This is a genomic window from Halomonas sp. I1 (assembly GCF_032334135.1).
In the GTDB taxonomy this organism is placed as follows: domain Bacteria; phylum Pseudomonadota; class Gammaproteobacteria; order Pseudomonadales; family Halomonadaceae; genus Halomonas.
This window is the reverse complement of record NZ_JAVXUS010000007.1, coordinates 30636-47750: the sequence shown is the minus strand read 5'-3', so window position 1 is coordinate 47750 and position 17115 is coordinate 30636. Positions and strand designations below refer to the sequence as shown.

The 17115-nt window shown below is 64.5% G+C and carries 12 protein-coding genes; 3 read left to right on the top strand and 9 right to left on the bottom strand.

Annotated features, from left to right (window positions below):
* The first annotated feature begins 18 nt into the window (after positions 1 to 18).
* Positions 19 to 1155 carry a low temperature requirement protein A gene (locus RSO41_RS09740; RefSeq protein ID WP_315618906.1) on the top strand — a complete coding sequence of 379 codons (1137 nt, stop codon included), beginning with the start codon at positions 19 to 21 and terminating at the stop codon, positions 1153 to 1155.
* Positions 1156 to 1405: 250 nt separating this feature from the next.
* On the opposite strand, the gene RSO41_RS09735 is transcribed toward RSO41_RS09740, so the two are convergent.
* From RSO41_RS09735 to RSO41_RS09725, 3 genes are all read right to left on the bottom strand, one after another.
* Entirely contained in the window at positions 1406 to 2071 is a 666-nt protein-coding gene (locus tag RSO41_RS09735; RefSeq protein ID WP_013333318.1) for a response regulator, read from the bottom strand.
* Positions 2072 to 2293: 222 nt separating this feature from the next.
* Entirely contained in the window at positions 2294 to 4243 is a 1950-nt protein-coding gene (gene acs / locus RSO41_RS09730; protein WP_315618905.1) for an acetate--CoA ligase, read from the bottom strand.
* 164 nt (positions 4244 to 4407) lie between these two features.
* On the bottom strand, positions 4408 to 4968 hold the full coding sequence (locus RSO41_RS09725) for a SprT-like domain-containing protein (protein ID WP_315618904.1): 561 nt from the start codon (positions 4966 to 4968) through the stop codon (positions 4408 to 4410).
* A 71-nt stretch (positions 4969 to 5039) separates the two neighbouring features.
* On the opposite strand from RSO41_RS09725, the gene RSO41_RS09720 reads away from it, so the two are divergent.
* Entirely contained in the window at positions 5040 to 5693 is a 654-nt protein-coding gene (locus RSO41_RS09720) for a YecA family protein (protein WP_315618903.1), read from the top strand.
* A 109-nt stretch (positions 5694 to 5802) separates the two neighbouring features.
* Here RSO41_RS09720 and RSO41_RS09715 read toward each other — a convergent pair whose 3' ends face one another.
* Positions 5803 to 6921, bottom strand: a complete 1119-nt coding sequence (locus tag RSO41_RS09715) for a phosphatidylserine/phosphatidylglycerophosphate/cardiolipin synthase family protein (protein WP_315618902.1) — start codon at positions 6919 to 6921, stop codon at positions 5803 to 5805.
* A gap of 119 nt (positions 6922 to 7040) precedes the next feature.
* On the opposite strand from RSO41_RS09715, the gene plsB reads away from it, so the two are divergent.
* On the top strand, positions 7041 to 9476 hold the full coding sequence (gene plsB / locus RSO41_RS09710; protein WP_315618901.1) for a glycerol-3-phosphate 1-O-acyltransferase PlsB: 2436 nt from the start codon (positions 7041 to 7043) through the stop codon (positions 9474 to 9476).
* A 10-nt stretch (positions 9477 to 9486) separates the two neighbouring features.
* On the opposite strand, the gene RSO41_RS09705 is transcribed toward plsB, so the two are convergent.
* The 5 genes from RSO41_RS09705 to aceE form a co-directional block, all read right to left on the bottom strand.
* Entirely contained in the window at positions 9487 to 10254 is a 768-nt protein-coding gene (locus RSO41_RS09705; RefSeq protein ID WP_315618900.1) for a class I SAM-dependent methyltransferase, read from the bottom strand.
* The gene (tsaB, locus tag RSO41_RS09700; RefSeq protein ID WP_315618899.1) at positions 10251 to 10955 is read right to left on the bottom strand and encodes a tRNA (adenosine(37)-N6)-threonylcarbamoyltransferase complex dimerization subunit type 1 TsaB; all 705 of its coding nucleotides are present in this window, start codon (positions 10953 to 10955) and stop codon (positions 10251 to 10253) included. The genes RSO41_RS09705 and tsaB overlap by 4 nt, the downstream gene beginning before the upstream one ends.
* Before the next feature lie 164 nt (positions 10956 to 11119).
* Complete coding sequence (gene adk, locus RSO41_RS09695; protein ID WP_315618897.1) at positions 11120 to 11776, bottom strand: adenylate kinase; 657 nt, start codon at positions 11774 to 11776, stop codon at positions 11120 to 11122.
* A 258-nt stretch (positions 11777 to 12034) separates the two neighbouring features.
* Positions 12035 to 14038 carry a pyruvate dehydrogenase complex dihydrolipoyllysine-residue acetyltransferase gene (gene aceF / locus RSO41_RS09690; protein ID WP_315618896.1) on the bottom strand — a complete coding sequence of 668 codons (2004 nt, stop codon included), beginning with the start codon at positions 14036 to 14038 and terminating at the stop codon, positions 12035 to 12037.
* Positions 14039 to 14110: 72 nt separating this feature from the next.
* Positions 14111 to 16789, bottom strand: coding sequence for a pyruvate dehydrogenase (acetyl-transferring), homodimeric type (gene aceE, locus RSO41_RS09685; protein ID WP_315618895.1), 2679 nt, complete (start codon positions 16787 to 16789; stop codon positions 14111 to 14113).
* Positions 16790 to 17115: the final 326 nt, after the last annotated feature.

Below are 17115 nucleotides of genomic sequence, written 5' to 3'. Positions count from 1 at the left end.
CACGAGAGTTCACCAGCCATGCTCGACCTGCGTTTTACCCCGCGTGACCCGGATGCCCCCAACAGAAGCGCCACGCCCCTGGAGCTCTTGTTCGACCTGGCCAGCGTGGTCGCGATCGGGGTGGCCGCACAGGGACTTGTCGAAAGTATCGAAGCCGGACGCACGGTGGCGGGACTGGTCGATTATCTGTGCAGCTTCTTCATGATCTGGTGGGCCTGGATGAACTACACCTGGTTCGCCTCGGCCTATGATGACCATTCCCCAGCCTTCCGGTTGTTGACCATGGTGATCATGTTCGGCGCCCTGATGCTGGCAGCCGGCATCGATGCGGTCTTCGACCGAACGCCGATCCTGCTGGTCCTGGCGGGATTCTCCATCATGCGCCTGGCAATGGTCCTGTTCTGGGTCGGGGCCAGTCGAGGCGATCCAGAACGACGAGCGACTGCCCGGCGCTATGCCATGGGCATCACCCTGATGCAGGGTTACTGGCTCGTGGCCATGACGGCGGTCATGCCCTCGTCCCCCCTCTTCCTGCCGCTCTTCCTGGCGGGAGCCGCCGGCGAACTGTCCGTTCCGGCGCTGGCCGAACGCCACGCCGCCACAACGTGGCATCGCGGGCATATCGTCTCGCGCTACGGACGCTTGACCCTGATCGTGCTGGGACAGTGCTTCGCGTCGATCGTGCTGACGATCCAACTGGCGCCTGACCCCTCCCTGCTCGACGCCGGCAGACTCTGGCACGCCTTTCTTCTCGCCGTTATCGCCTTCTCGATATGGGGCCTCTATTTCACCGACGACCCCCAGCTCGACAGCAGTGGCTACGGCCGCGCACTGCTCTGGGGATATGGGCACTTCTTCATCTTCAGCACCATCGCCGCGGCCGGTGCCAGCATGCGCCTGATGATCGAAGGCCCCGGGGAAACGCCTCTCGGCAACGACGTCCTGAGCCTTGCGCTGGCATGCCTTGCGGCAACCCTCTGGATCGTGCGAGACAGGTACCGCCTGCAGGGAATGGCGCGCTGGTGGCTTCCCTGCCTGGCGATCGTGCTGCTACTCACGCCTGCCTCACCGGCTCCGCTGGAAGCCATCGCGCTGGTACTCGTCAGCGGGACGCTGTTGAGACGCCGGGGCTCGCCGCACGGCGCACCCTGCTGACGCGCAGCCTGCACGAGAAACGAGAAACGAGAAACGAGAAACGAGAAACGAGAAACGAGAAACGAGAAACGAGCATAGCGTGCCAAGGCCGCTCCAGGGGAACAAGGCGACGGGTCGAGCGATGTTCTGCTCGTATCTCGTCGCTCGCTGCTCGCCCAGACGTTGAAACCCGGCCAGGGGCCGGGGGAACTGATCGCGTAAAGCTTACGGCTTAAAGCTTACGGCCCCTGAACGTCGGCTTGGCCGACGCTCAGGACTCTTCCACCTTCGGTGGCTCAACCTCGAGTTTCTGGGCGGCGATCACCGCCTGGGTACGGGAATGGACACCGAGCTTGCGCAGAATGGCCGTGACATGGGCCTTGATGGTGGCCTCGGAGACATTGAGCTCGAAGGCGATCTGCTTGTTGAGCAGGCCTTCGGTGAGCATGTTCAGCACGCGAAACTGCTGCGGCGTCAGCGAGGCGATGGCCTCGGCGAAGCGCGTGTCCTCCTCGTCGGCCTCGCCGAGGGCTTCGGCCATTTCTTCCGGCAACCACACCTCGCCATCGAGGATCTCGCCCACCGCTTCGGCGATCAGCGCCAGCGACGCGGACTTGGGAATGAAGCCGGAGGCTCCGTAATCGATGGCACGACGCACCACATGAAGCTCGTCGCTCCCGGACACCACCGCTACCGGGATATCCGGTGTCTGTCCGCGCAACTGGATCAGCCCCGAGAAACCATGGGCGCCCGGCATGTGCAGATCCAGCAGGATCAGGTCGGCATCCGGATGGCGGGTCACCACCTCGGTGGTGGCTTCCATGGTATCGGCCTCGACGATCTCGGCCTGGGGCGCCAACTGGCGCAACGCCTGGGTGAGAGCCGCGCGGAACAACGGATGGTCATCGGCGACGATGAATTTCTGGGCAAAAGCCATGGTTCTCCTCCGGTTCCGGGTGCAACGGGCGGGCCCGCCGCCTGCTGGACGCTTGTATTTTACCGCATGTTACCCCATGGCCGAGGCAATGCCCAAGCGATCCATCTGAATTGTCGACACTTTCCGCCAACGTCATGAAAAAGCCGGCCCATGGCCGGCTCAGTACAGGACGGCAGGCGACCGAGCCGCCCACCGTCCCACGGGCACGCGCTGACGCGACGATCAGCGATTGGCCCGATGCTCGATCAACTCCTCGACCACCGACGGATCCGCCAGGGTGCTGGTATCGCCCAGGCCATCGCACTCGTTGGCGGCGATCTTGCGCAGGATGCGGCGCATGATCTTGCCGGAGCGGGTCTTGGGCAGGCTGGGCGCCCACTGGATGATATCCGGCGAGGCGATCGGCCCGATATCCTTGCGCACCCACTGGGTCAACTCCTTCTTGAGCGCATCGCTGGGCTCGTGCTGATCATCCAGGGTCACGTAGATGTAGATCCCCTGCCCCTTGATGTCATGGGGGAAGCCGACCACGGCGGCTTCGGCCACGGCCTCGTGGGCCACCAGCGAGGATTCGATCTCGGCGGTGCCCATGCGGTGACCGGAGACGTTGAGCACGTCATCGACCCGGCCGGTGATCCAGTAGTAGCCATCCTCGTCGCGACGGCAACCGTCACCGGTGAAATACATGCCTTCATAAGTGGAGAAGTAGGTCTGGACGAAGCGTTCGTGATTGTTCCAGATCGAACGCGCCTGCCCCGGCCAGGAGTCGAGCACCACCAGGTTACCGTCGGAGGCGCCCTCGAGGCGATGGCCTTCGTTGTCGACCAGCGCCGGCTGCACGCCGAAGAACGGCAGCGTCGCCGAGCCAGGCTTGAGGTCGATGGCGCCGGGCAGTGGCGCGATCATGATGCCGCCGGTCTCGGTCTGCCACCAAGTATCGACGATCGGGCAGCGCTCCTTGCCGATCACCCGGTAGAACCATTCCCAGGCTTCGGGGTTGATCGGCTCGCCCACCGACCCCAGCAGACGCAGGCTGTCGCGTTTGCTGGAATCCATGACATGATCGCCATGCGCCATCAGGGCACGCACTGCCGTGGGCGCGGTGTACAGAATGCTGACCTGGTGCTTGTCGACGATCTCGCCCATGCGACCGTTGGTCGGATAGCTCGGCACCCCCTCGAACATCAGGGTCGTCGCCCCATTGGCCAGCGGGCCATAGACGATGTAGCTATGGCCGGTCACCCAGCCTACATCGGCAGTGCACCAGTAGACCTCGCCATCCTGATAGTCGAAGACGTACTGATGGGTCAGGGCGGCCTGCAGCAGGTAGCCACCGGTGGTGTGCTTGAGCCCCTTGGGCGCGCCGGTCGAGCCTGACGTGTAGAGAATGAACAGGGGATCCTCGGCGCCGACCTCCTCGGCCGGGCAGTCGGTGGACTGCTTGTCGACCAGATCGTGGAACCAGACGTCACGCCCCTCCTTCCAGTCGATCTGTCCACCGGTACGCTGGAAGACCAGGACCTTCTCGGCAACTTCCGTTCCCTCACGGGTCAGGGCCGCATCGACGTTGTCCTTGAGCGGTACCTGCTTGCCGCCACGCACCGATTCATCGGCGGTGATCACCACCTTGGAGGCGGCATCCTTGACGCGCTGGGCCAGGGCATCCGGCGAGAAGCCGCCGAACACCACCGAGTGCACGGCGCCGATGCGCGCGCAGGCAAGCATGGCCATGGCTGCCTCGGGCACCATCGGCATGTAGAGCGTGACGGTGTCCCCCTTGCCGACGCCCAGTGCCTTGAGGGCATTGGCCAGCTGACAAGTACGTTCGTGAACCTCGCGGTAGGTCAGCGTCTTGGAGTTGGCGGGGTCATCGCCCTCCCAGATGATCGCGGGCTGGTCACCACGGCTGGCCAGATGGCGATCCAGGCAGTTGACACTGGCATTCAGCTTGCCGTCCTCAAACCAGCGGATATCGACATTGTTCGAAGCAAAGGAGGTGTTCTTGATGATGCTCGGCGCCTTGAACCACTCCAGGCGTCGGGCCTGCTCGTCCCAGAAGCCTTCCGGGTCATCCAGGGAGCGCTGATACATGGCCTGGTAAGTGTCCTTGTCGGCCCAGGCCTTGGCGGCGATGTCATCGCGTACCGGATGGATATGCTGCTGATCGCTCATCGAAATGCCTCTGTCCTCGGGATGATCCCTTCAGGTGAATGAAGCCGATCGGGCGCGACGCAGCGTCGACCGGCGCCATGTAAGACGAACCCAGCATAACCCCCTGTCGGCTCGGCTTCCCCTTAGACATTGGTATGAACGATTTTCTTTTTTATAACAGTGAGTTAAATCGAATCTTCAACCGCCGAAAACCTCATATAGACCAACGGCTGACCACAGCTCCGACAATGATACTGACGCCCCTGCCGAGCCAGGCCATGACGACGCGCCGAGAAACCATGCTCTCGACAGCCACAGCGATAGCGATAGGGCTCGGGACTCGAGCGGCCGGTATCGAAACGATGCGTGGCATGCGGCGGCAGCCCGAACAGTTCGCGCATCACCGTCCGCCATTCGTGGCCATGCGGGCGTGCCCGATGGCCATCCGCCAGGTGATGCACCAGCCAGTGGGCCACCTCGTGGGGGACGACCTCGACGAGAAAGGCACGACGGTTCTCGTCGAAGAGCACCGGATTGAACCTCAGACCGCCCCGACCGAAATGCGCCTGCCCGGCACCCTTGCCTCGCAGGTCCAGCCAGACGGCCGGGCGCGGTAGGGTGTCATGCACCTCACGACACAGCCGCCAGGCGGCCTCGACCCGCTCGCACAATGCTCGCTGGCTGGTGGCACGATCGAGCGCATCGAGCCATTCGGTATCGGGGTCGGGCAACACGGGATGGATCATGGGGTGCTAGAATGGCGTCCCGTTCCGATGGCGTAAAGCCCCGCGCGAGACGACACCTGCGAGTGAGAGACATGTCAGACGACACCCCCCAGCCCCTGCCGCTCCTCGATGACGAGGCCCTCGACCAGCTCGACGACTTCCTCGAATCGGAAAGGGTCGACGCCGATGCCCTGGACCTGATCGGTACCCACGGCTTCCTCGTTGCCCTGGCCGTGGCACCGAGCGATGTGCCCGCCACCACCTGGGTACCGGAACTCTTCCACGGCGAACCGACCTTCACGGACGATGCCGAGCAGGAAGCGACGCTGGCACTGCTCGAACAACTGCGCCACAACGCCATTCAGGTCCTGGAAGGCGGCGGCCTGCCCGAGCTGCCGTTCGACCTGGAACTGGGGGGACTGGCACCGGAAGAAACGCCGATCGGCGACTGGTGCGCAGGCTTCATGGAAGGCGTCTTCCTCGACGAACCGGCCTGGTTCGCCGATGACGAGGAAGCCGCCGCCACCCTGCTGCTACCTTTCATGCTGCTCTCGGGACTGTTCGCCGACGAGCCCGACATGGCCGAACTGGCCACCGACGGCCAGCGACTGGAACGACTGGTGGCACAGCTCCCGGAACTGGTACTCGATCTCTACCTGCACTATCGCGTCCCACCGGAAGCCCCCAAGCCCAAACCACGCCGCAAGGGACCGCCCGGACGAGGCAAGAAGACGCGCAAACGCTAACGGCTCCAGATTCCGAGCTTCGAGCTTCGAGCTGCAAGTTTCAGACTCCGTATCTCGCGGCTCGTATCTCGTATCTCGTATCTCGTGTCTCGTGTCTCGTGGCTCGTGGCTAGCGCAGCCTCGTCAACATCCCGTCCAGCAGCCCGAACAGCCATTCCTTGAAGCGCTGACCGCGCGGCCGGCGTGCCCAGTCGTCGCGCAGGACTTCCCGGCTGGCGGCGAAGTTGCGTTCGAACAGGGCGGCCACGTCGGCGGCGAAATCCGCGTCGTCCACTTCCTGGTTGGCCTCGAGGTTCCACTGCAGGCTCCAGTGGTCGAAATTGCAGGAGCCAAGGCTCACCCAGTCGTCGACCAGCGAGAACTTGGCATGAATGAAGGACGGCTGGAACTCGAAAATACGTACGCCGGCCCTCAACAGGCGGCCATAGAAACGCTGGCCGGCATAACGCACACCGGGATGATCATGGGCACCGCCGGGTAGCAGCAGACGCACGTCACCCCCGCGTCGTGCGGCACGCACGAGTCGTCGCCGCAGGCCAAGGGTCGGAACGAAGTAAGGGGTGCACATCCAGATACGCCGCCGCGAACCATCCACACGACGTTGCAGAGACAGGCGAATGGCCTGGTAGCGATACCCCCGCCCCCAGACAACACGTCCCCGCATGTTGGCCGCCGCCGATGTTGCCGACGGGCCGGGAACTCCACCTCGCGACCGCGCGACACCGTCCCCTCGCGTCATCGGCGAATCCCAGAGCGACATGAACAGGTGCACCCAGTCGTCGACCACCGGCCCCTCGATGCGTACCGCCACCTCATACCAGGCCTCGAGAAAGTCATCGACCGCACCGAAACCGCCGGTAAAGGCCATCCGACCGTCCACGACCACCAGCTTGCGATGGTCACGGGTCAGGTTGCGCGCCAGAGAATGCCATCCCAGCGGATTGAACCAGCGCAGGGCCACACCGCCCGCTTCCAGGCGACGACGGTCTGCCATCGACAGGCCCATGGCCCCATAACCGTCGAGCATCAGCCGCACGGATACCCCGCGCGACACCGCATCCAGCAGCGCCTCGATCACCATCGTAGCCAGACGCCCCGATTCCATCAGGTACAGTTCGATCAGCAACGACTCCCGAGCCGCGCCGACGGCCTCGAACATGGCCGGCAGAAAGCGCGACGCCTCGGGCAACAACTGGAAGTGATTGGCGTCCCGCCAGGGTCCCGACATTTCCTGCTTCCTCCTCCATACGCCTGACCCTATTGAGGCATCTTCACGGTCCCGGGAAAACCTGACCCCACCGCAGGGCGCCGTTATACTGCCCGTTCATCCTCCTCAAGGGCGACCGAATGGCCAACGCCGCTCCCGTCACCCCACTCCGGGCGCCTTTGCGCCGATTGATCGACGCCTGGACCCAGGTGCGCCTGCTCGAACCCGCCCCGGCGTCCCTCGGTCTCGATCCCGACTTGACGACCCTGTATGTCTTGCCGCGTTCGTCTCTCTCCGACGGATTGCTGCTCGAGGTTCTGACCCGCCAACAGGACCTGCCCGACGCCACCACGCCAAGGCAACTCGGTGCACACACCCTGCCCGCCCAGCTCTCGCTGCCCAGCACGCGGCGACGCCTGTGGCAACGTCGCCGGAGCTCGCGTTCGCCCTTTCAAGCTGTCATCGAGGCGCATCGCGACACGGGCCACGACATTCAGCTGGTCCCCGTCAGCATCTTCTGGGGGCGCGCCCCGGGCAAGCGCTTCGGCCTCTGGCAACTGCTCGCGGCCGACAGCTGGCGCCTCACCGGTCGGTTGAGACGCCTGCTGGCGGTCATGGTCAACGGCCGCGACCTTGAGATCCATTTCGGTGCTCCCCTGCGCCTCGCCGAGCTCGACGATGGGCGCGAACCGGCACGCACCGACCGCAAGGCCGCCCGCCTGCTGCGCGTGCATTTTCGGCGCATGCGCTCTCGGGTACTGGGGCCGGACCTGTCCCACCGACGAACCCTGATCGAGGGCGTGGCACACAGCGAGCCGGTGCGTCGCGCCATCGACGACCAGGCCGGTCAGTCGTCCCGCCAGCGCTCGCGTCTGACGAGACGCGCACGACGCTATGGCCGGGAGATCGCCTCCAGCATGAGCTACCCGGTGCTGCGCTTCCTCGATGGCCTGCTGCGCCGATTGTGGAACCGGCTCTACGATGGCGTCGATGCGCGAGGACTGGAAAGCATCAAGGAACTGGCCGGCGAGCACACCCTGGTCTACGTACCCTGTCATCGCAGCCACATCGATTATCTGCTGCTTTCCTATGTGCTCTACACCCAGGGGCTGATGCCTCCGCACATCGCCGCCGGTCGCAATCTCGACATGCCCCTGATCGGTCCCTTGCTGCGTCGCGGCGGCGCCTTCTTCATGCGCCGCAGCTTCCGGGGCCAGCCTCTGTATTCGGCGGTCTTCAAGGAATACCTGCATCGGCTGCTCAACCGCGGGCATCCACTGGAATACTTCATCGAGGGCGGCCGGTCGCGCAGCGGCAGGATGCTGCCGCCCCGCCCCGGCATGCTGTCCATGACCCTGGACTCCTTCCTGCGCAGCCAGCAGGAGGGCACGCCATCGCTGGTCTTCGTGCCGGTCTACATCGGCTATGAGCGTATCCTCGAGGAAGCCAGTTATCAGCGCGAGCTCGCCGGTGGACGCAAGCGCAAGGAGTCGCCGCTGGCCCTGCTGCGAATCGTGCGGCGACTGCGTGAGCCCCATGGCCGCGTCGCGGTGAACATCGGCGATCCGCTGTCGCTGGCCGACTTTCTCGACCACGCCAGGCCAGACTGGCGCGACGAGCCCACCGAGGATGCGCCCACCGACTGGCGACGCGCCGCGGTCACCGAGCTCGGAGAAACGCTGACGCGTCGCATCAATGCCGCCGCTTCGCTCAATCCGGTCAACCTGGTCGCCCTCGGCATCCTGGCCACGCCCCACCATGCCATCGAAGCGACACTGCTGGAACGCCACCTGACGCTGCTGGCCGCGCTGGGCCGTGGAAGCGCCATCGCTCTACCGCCCGGCGAGCCCGGCGACTGGATCGACCAGGCATGCTCGCTGGGCATGCTCGAGTATCACCCTCATGCATTGGGTGACCTGGTCACCGCCGATCCCGCACGGGCCACGCTGCTGGGCTGGTATCGCAACAACGTCCTGCACCTCTACGCACTCACCGGCCTTGCCGCCTTTGCCTTCCGCCACCAGGCCAGCCACACCCTGGACGGCCTGGAACACCTGTTGGCACCAAGCTGGCCAGTACTGGTTCGGGAGTTCGCCATCGCGCCCGCGGCCTCGTTGCGCGAGGCGCTGGCCGGCACGCTCGAATCCCTCGCTACGCAGGGGCTACTGGAGCGCGACGCCGAGACATGGCGACGCACCCCTTCGCTGACCGGCGGAGAACAGTTGCGCATGCTGGGCAGGCTGATGCAGCCCCCGCTGGAACGCGGTTACCTGCTGCTCTCGGTACTGCTCGGTGAGGCTCCGGGGCATTTCACCCGTGACGCCCTGACCGACCGTACCCGGCAGCTGGCTGAACGCCTGGCGCGCCTGACCGGACGCGACTCCCCGGAATTCTTCGACGCGCGGCTGTTCGCGGGTCTGGTGCACAGCCTCGAGGCCGAAGGCTGGCTACGCACCCGCGAAGGACGACTGTACTATGGCTCAAGGTTGCGCGAGGGCGCGCTGCACGGACAGACACTGTTCGACCCGGCGCTGCGTCATCGCCTGCAGCGAATCGCTCGACATGCCGAGGCGTGAGTCACGGCTATCATGACGCCGTCAGCGAGCGATGGACATACAGGTCATAGCGGCTGGTCTTGCCGTCGAGGGTGTGCCGTGGCGCCGGTCCCTCGATGGGCGGCGCCTTGCGCGGTCGCTTGACGACCACGCGATGCGTGGCCACGTCCAGCGCCGCTTCCAGCAGCCGCGGAGCATCGGCATCGTCGCCGGCCAGTTCGCGGAACAGCCGCATTTCCTTCTTGACCAATGCCGACTTGGCGCGATGGGGAAACATGGGGTCCAGATGGATGACCTGAGGATCGATACCCCCCTCCTGTACCCGGCGAGCCAGGTCAAGACCGGCATCGCCATGCACGAGCCGCATGCGTGATGCGATCTCGGCAGTATCGGGATCGGCGGCGGCACGGACCAGGCCATCCTCCAGCAAGGCGGCGATGGCCGCCACGCGCTCGACCAGCAATACCTCGGCCCCGAGTGATGCCAGCACGAAGGCGTCACGCCCCAGCCCCGCAGTAGCATCCACCACCGAGGGCGTCACCCCTTTGCCGAGGCCACAGGCCCGAGCGATCAACTGGCCTCGTCCACCGCCGAAGCGGCGGCGATGGGCGACCCGTCCGGCCACGAAATCCACCGCCAGAGGATTCCCGTAATCGCCCGGGTCACCGGCCAACACCAGCCGCTCGCCCTCACGGCGCAACATCAACGGGGCCTCCGGTGCATCGACGCACAGGGGCAGCTCCCAGCGCTCCGCCAGGTCTGCAGCGCCCTCGACCGCGACACGGCTACCAGCGTTCATCGCGACTTGCGCCAGGCGACCTGATCACGCAGATAGACCGGCTGTACCTCATGGGCCGGCCGGCCCTCGCCGGCAACAAAGGCCTCGGCGGCCAACAGCACCAGGTCCTCGGCGGCGACATCCAGGTCCGGCAGGCACAGGCTCATGGCCGCCTGCGTCCCGGCAGGCATGGACGGCTGCAACGTCCAGCCGGAGCCGACGCCGACCCAATCATGATCATCATGCCCTTCGGGCAGCCATAGCCGTTCCGGCGGCAGCACCGCCTCCTGGTCCAGCGCCTCCACCCGGCCCTGGTGGCAGCGCCAGCAAGCGGCATAGACCTCGCCCATGCGCGCATCCAACGCCGTGACCAGATAGCGATAGTGATGGCGTCGATGAGCCCCCAGGGCCAGGGCCTGAAGCGTCGAGATGCCAATCAGGGGACGATCCAGGCCGAAGGCCAGCCCCTGGGCGGCCCCCGCCGCGATGCGCAGTCCGGTGAAGGAGCCGGGGCCTCGACCATAGGCGACGGCATCGAGGTCGGCAGGCGTCACGCCGGCCTCTTCGAGCACCTCGTCGACCATCGGCAGGAGGCGGCGGGTATGCGCCCTTGGGGCAAGCTCGAAACGGGAGATCAACTCGTCCGGACGGTCGTCTTGGCGGCGCAGCAGGGCGGCGGAACAGGCGCTCGAGGAGGCATCCAGGGCCAGCAGGATCGGCATGAGAGATACGCGATGATGGAAAATGTCGGGGCATTATACGACAACGGCCCGCACAATGCGGGCCGTTACCAGGACGAAGAAAAGCGTGGATTTGCGTCACGAGCGACGAGAGGTTGGTCACCGCCGGAGCACAGAGCCGAGCGCAGTAGCAAATCCGCCTTTTCTCAGCTATCGAGCGCCTCGATCACCTGGGCCGTGATGTCGTCGACGCTACCCACGCCCTCGACGCGATGATAGCGAGGCGCCACGTCGGGTTCCTGGTTGGCCCAATCCTGATAGTACTCGACCAGGGGGGCCGTCTGGTCGTGGTAGACGGACAGGCGGTTACGTACCGTGGCTTCGCTGTCGTCATCACGCTGAATCAGTGCCTCGCCGGTGACGTCATCCTTGCCCGCTTCGCGAGGCGGATTCAGGTCGACATGATAGACCCGGCCGGAAGCGGGGTGGACACGACGACCCGCCAGACGATTGACGATTTCCTCGTCGGGCACGGCGATCTCGAGGACATGATCGATCTTCACACCGGCATCCTTCATGGCATCCGCCTGCGGAATGGTGCGCGGGAAGCCGTCGAACAGGAAGCCATTGACACAATCGGGCTGCGTGATGCGTTCCTTGACCAGGGAGATGATCAGGTCATCGGACACCAGACCGCCGGTCTCCATGATTTCCTTGACCTGGAGTCCCAGTTCGCTGCCTTCCTTGACGGCGGCACGCAGCATATCGCCGGTGGAAATCTGCGGAATGCCGAAGCGTTCGCAGATGAACTGGGCCTGGGTGCCCTTGCCGGCGCCGGGAGCGCCCAACAGGATCAAACGCATGTGACTTGCTCCTTGAAAACGGGAAGTGTCGTAGATTGAAAAAGGGAGAAGCGAACCATACCCGTGCCATTCTCGCCAGACAAGCGGCGCAAAACGCCGAGCCCCCATGAGGTTAAAAAAAAGCCTATATACCAAAACGTTAGGGTCACTAGCACTTTCGTCTTCCCGCCGCAGGCAGAAGCCCGCGGAGGCCATGACACCCACAGACAACGACGGCGCCTCTCGGCGCCGTCGTCATGGTCATGGCATCGACGCTTCTCAGAGCAGCAAGCGACGGATATCCGTCAGCACCTGTCCCAGGAAGGCGGTGAAGCGCGCCGCATCCGCACCATTGACCGCACGGTGGTCATAGGAAAGTGACAGCGGCATCATCAGCCGTGGCTGGAAGGCCTGACCATCCCATACCGGCTTGGTCTGGGACTTGGAGACGCCGAGGATGGCGACTTCCGGGGCATTGACGATGGGCGTGAAAGCCGTGCCGCCGATGGAGCCCAGGCTAGAGATGGTGAAGCAGCCACCGGTCATCTCCTCACGCTTGAGCTTCTTCGACTGCGCCTTGCCGGCCAGCTCGACGGACTCCTTGGCCAGATCGATCAGCGACTTCTGATCGGCGTCACGGATCACCGGCACCATCAGTCCGTCCGGCGTATCCACGGCGATGCCGATATGCACATACTTCTTGTGCACCACCGTCTCGCCGTCGCTCTTCAGGCTGACGTTGAACTGCGGGAACTTCCTGAGCGCGAAGGCACAAGCCTTGACCAGGAACGGCAGCGGCGTGAGCTTGGCTCCCTGGGCCTCCGCCTCGGCCTTCATGGACTTGCGGAAGGCCTCCAGCTCGGTGATGTCGGCCTCGTCGAACTGGGTCACATGGGGCAGGTTGACCCAACTGCGATGCAGGTTGGTCGCGCCCATCTTCATCAGGCGACCCATCGGCTGCTCCTCGACCTCGCCGAACTGGCTGAAGTCGACGTCGGGGATCGGCGGGATGCCTGAGCCACCCTCGGCGGCAGCCCCGGCGGGCGCCTTGGCCTGACCGGCCATCACCTGCTTGACGTAGGCGTGCACGTCTTCCTTGAGCACCCGGTCCTTGGGACCGCTGGGCTTGACAAGCCCCAGATCGACACCCAGTTCGCGAGCCAGCATGCGGACCGCCGGACCGGCATGCACCAGCTTGCCGTCGCGGGGCTTGTGAGCCGCCATCTCCGCCTCGGGGCTCGGCCGGCCAACCGGCGCGGCAGGCTTGTCATCGCTCGATTCACGCTTGGCACTCGGCGCCTCGGTCGGCTTCTGCTCAGCCTTCTTCGGTGCGGGCTTGGCGCCGGCGGTCTCGATGATGGCGATCACATCGCCTTCGGAGACGCTATCGCCCTCCTTGACCTTCAGCTCGACCAGCTTGCCCTTGTGGGGGCTCGGCACGTCCATGGAGGCCTTGTCGGATTCCAGCGTGATCAGAGGATCCTCTGCCTCGACCTCATCGCCCTCGGCGACCGCCAGTTCGATGATCGGCACGTCGCTGGCACCACCGAGATCCGGCACACGGACTTCCTTGCGCTCGGGCTCGCCGCCGGCGGACTCGTCGGAGGTCTCGGGCGCGGCATCGGCTTCCGGCTCGCTCGGTGACTCGGCGGCCGGGGCAGACTCGCTCGCCTCGCTCCCGCCCGACTCGCCGGCGATTTCCATGCTGCCGATCACGTCGCCTTCGGAGACGGTATCGCCTTCCTTGACCGTCAGGCTGACCAGCTTGCCGGCGTGAGGGCTCGGCACATCCATGGAAGCCTTGTCGGACTCCAGGGTAATCAGGGTATCCTCGGCATCGAGTGTATCGCCCTCGCTGGCCGCCACCTCGATGATCTCGACATCGGACGCACCACCGAGGTCGGGCACCTTGATATCCACGGTGCGGCTACCGCCACCGGACGCGGCGGCTGGCTCGGCCGGTGCCGCGTCGGCCGACGCGTCGTCCGGCGCGGGGCTCGACGCCGCCTCGGAGGCTTCTTCGCCATCGCCGGCGTCACCGCCGCCTTCGGCCTCGATTTCGACGATGCCGTCCCCCTCGGAGACGGTATCGCCCTCCTTGACCAGCACCTTCAGCACCTTGCCGCCCTGAGGCGACGGCACGTCCATGCTGGCCTTGTCGGATTCCAGTGTGATCAGGGTGTCCTCGGGCTCGATGACATCGCCTTCCGACACCGCGATCTCGATGATTTCGACATCGGTGTCGCCACCGATATCGGGCACTTTGATGATTTCGCTACTCAAGGTCGCGCTCCTTCAAACTCTTGACGGGGGCGGGCCCTGACGGCCCGCCATGCCACCGGATCGGTCGACGACTCACACCTCAAGCGGATTGGGCTTGTTGGGGTCGATGCCGTACTTCTCGATGGCCTCGGCCACGACCTTGCGATCGATCTCGCCACGATCGGCCAGCGCCTTGAGGGCGGCCACGGTGACGAAGTAGCGATTGACCTCGAAGAAGTGACGCAGCTTCTCGCGGGTATCGGAACGGCCATAACCATCGGTGCCCAGTACATGATAGTCGGTCGGTACCCAGGCGCGGACCTGGTCGGCGAACAACTTCATGTAGTCGGTAGAGGCGATGGCCGGCCCCTGCCGACCCTCCAGGCAAGCGGTGACGTGCGGCTTGCCCGGCTCTTCGGTCGGCTTGAGGAAGGCCTGACGATCGATTTCCAGAGCCTCGCGACGCAGCTCGTTGAAGCTGGTGACACTCCAGATATCGGCGCCCACGCCCCACTCCTCGGCGAGCAGCTCGGCAGCGGCCTCGACCTCGAGCAGGATGGTACCGGAGCCCATCAACTGGACGCGGGCCTTGTCGCCCTGCGTCTCGCGCAGCAGGTACATGCCCTTGATGATGCTTTCGGAAGGCACCTCCTCCAGGGCCGGCTGCTCGTAGTTCTCGTTCATCACCGTCAGGTAGTAGAAGCAGTTTTCCTTGTCGGCGTACATCCGCTTCAGGCCATCCTGGACGATGACCGCCACCTCATGGGCATAGGTGGGATCGTAGCTGCGGCAGTTCGGGATCATCGAGGCCTGCAGGTGGCTGTGGCCATCCTGGTGCTGAAGCCCCTCGCCATTCAGGGTCGTGCGCCCGGCGGTACCGCCGATCAGGAAGCCTCGTGCCTGCATGTCGCCGGCGGCCCAGGCCAGGTCGCCGATGCGCTGGAAGCCGAACATCGAGTAGTAGATGTAGAACGGCAGCAGCGGCAGGCCATGGTTGCTGTAAGAGGTCGCGGCAGCAATCCAGGACGACATGGCACCGGCCTCAGTGATGCCTTCCTCGAGGACCTGACCCGCCTGGTCCTCGCGATAGAACATCAACTGGCCCTTGTCCATGGGCTCGTACTTCTGCCCCTCGGAGGTATAGATGCCAAGCTGGCGGAACATGCCTTCCATGCCGAAGGTGCGTGCCTCATCGGGCACGATCGGCACGACCCGCTTGCCGATCTTCTTGTCCTTGACCAGGCCATTGAGGATCCGCACGAAGGCCATGGTCGTGGAGACTTCACGACCCTTGGAGCCACTCAGCTGCGAGGCAAAGGTCTTGTCCTCCAGGGACGGAATCTCGAGCGCCTCGAAGTCCGGATTGCGTGCGGGCAGGTAGCCGCCCAGACGCTCGCGCTGGAGATGCATGTACTTCATCTCCGGGCTGTCGTCGTCCGGCTTGTAGTAAGGCATCTCGTTTTCGATCTGCTCGTCGGAGACCGGGATGCCGAAACGATCACGGAAGTTCTTGAGGACTTCAGGATCGTCGATGGACTTGACCTGGTGGGCCTCGTTGTCGGCTTCGCCGCCGGCGGCACCCAGACCATAACCCTTGACGGTGTGCGCCAGGATCACGGTGGGACGACCGTTGGCGTTGTGGAAGGCTTCATGATAGGCGGCGTAGATCTTGAACGGGTCATGACCGCCACGGTTGAGCTTCCAGATGTCCTCGTCGGACATGTCCTTGACCAGTTCGGCGGTCTCGGGATACTTGCCGAAGAAGTGCTCCCGGGTATAGGCGCCGCCGTTGGCCTTGTAGTTCTGGTATTCGCCGTCGACCGCCTCGTCCATGCGCTTCTGCAGGATACCCTTCTTGTCCTTCTCGAAGAGCGGGTCCCACAGTCGGCCCCAGACCACCTTGATGACGTTCCAGCCGGCACCGCGGAACACACCCTCGAGCTCGTCCATGATGCGCGAATTGCCACGCACCGGACCATCCAGACGCTGCAGGTTGCAATTGATGACGAAGTTCAGGTTGTCGAGCTTCTCGCGGCTGGCCAGATGAATGGCCCCCAGCGTCTCCGGCTCGTCGCACTCGCCATCCCCGAGGAAGGCCCAGACCTTGCGGTCCTGCATCGGCTGCAGACCACGCTGGTCGAGATACTTCATGACGTGGGCCTGGTAAATGGCCATGATCGGCCCCAGCCCCATGGAAACCGTGGGCAGTTGCCAGAAGTCGGGCATCAGCCAGGGGTGCGGATAGGACGACAGGCCATCTCCATCCACCTCCTGGCGGAACTTGTCCATCTGGTCCTCGGTGAGCCGGCCCTCGAGGAAGGCACGGGCATAGACACCGGGGGAACTATGCCCCTGGATGAACACCAGGTCGCCCTTGAAATCGCCGTTGGCGGCGCGGAAGAAATGGTTGAAGCCCACGTCGTAGAGGGTCGCGCTGGACATGAAGCTGGCCAGGTGACCGCCGATTCCCTTGTTGGCCTTGTTGGCCCGGGTCACCATGGCAGCCATGTTCCAGCGGACCAGCGAACGGATGCGACGCTCCATGAACAGATCGCCCGGCATCGGCGCCTCACGATGCACCGGAATGGTGTTGCGATGCGGCGTCGTCACCGAGAAGGGCACTTGCATACCATCACGGCGATAGCGATCAGCCAGCCGGGTCATGAGGTACCGGGCCCGGTCCTCACCCTCGCGATCCAGAACCGACTCCAGGGAATCCAACCACTCCTGGGTTTCGACCGGATCGAGATCTTCTCGTGTCTCAAGACTCATAGACGTCTCTCCGAATGACGGTGGGGCGACAGCCCCGCAGCGAGGGGCGTGTGGCGCTCTTCTGTGGGAGGGCATGGAGGCGGCTCCACGCCATCTGCCAGATTTGTAGTCGTTTTACAAGACAACGCGACCAATGTCGGTGGGTGCGCTGACGATACCGTAAACACTCACTGCTGCCAATTGAAACAGACATGGAAATTTTTTTCAAAACCATGGTGACGCCCATAACTCGTGGCATAGCCGCGGCTCCATAGAGGATCTCACCAGTCATGGCGCGTTAGTAGAACAACTAGCTGGAGCCGGACTCGAAGGGCCCAGGCAGACGA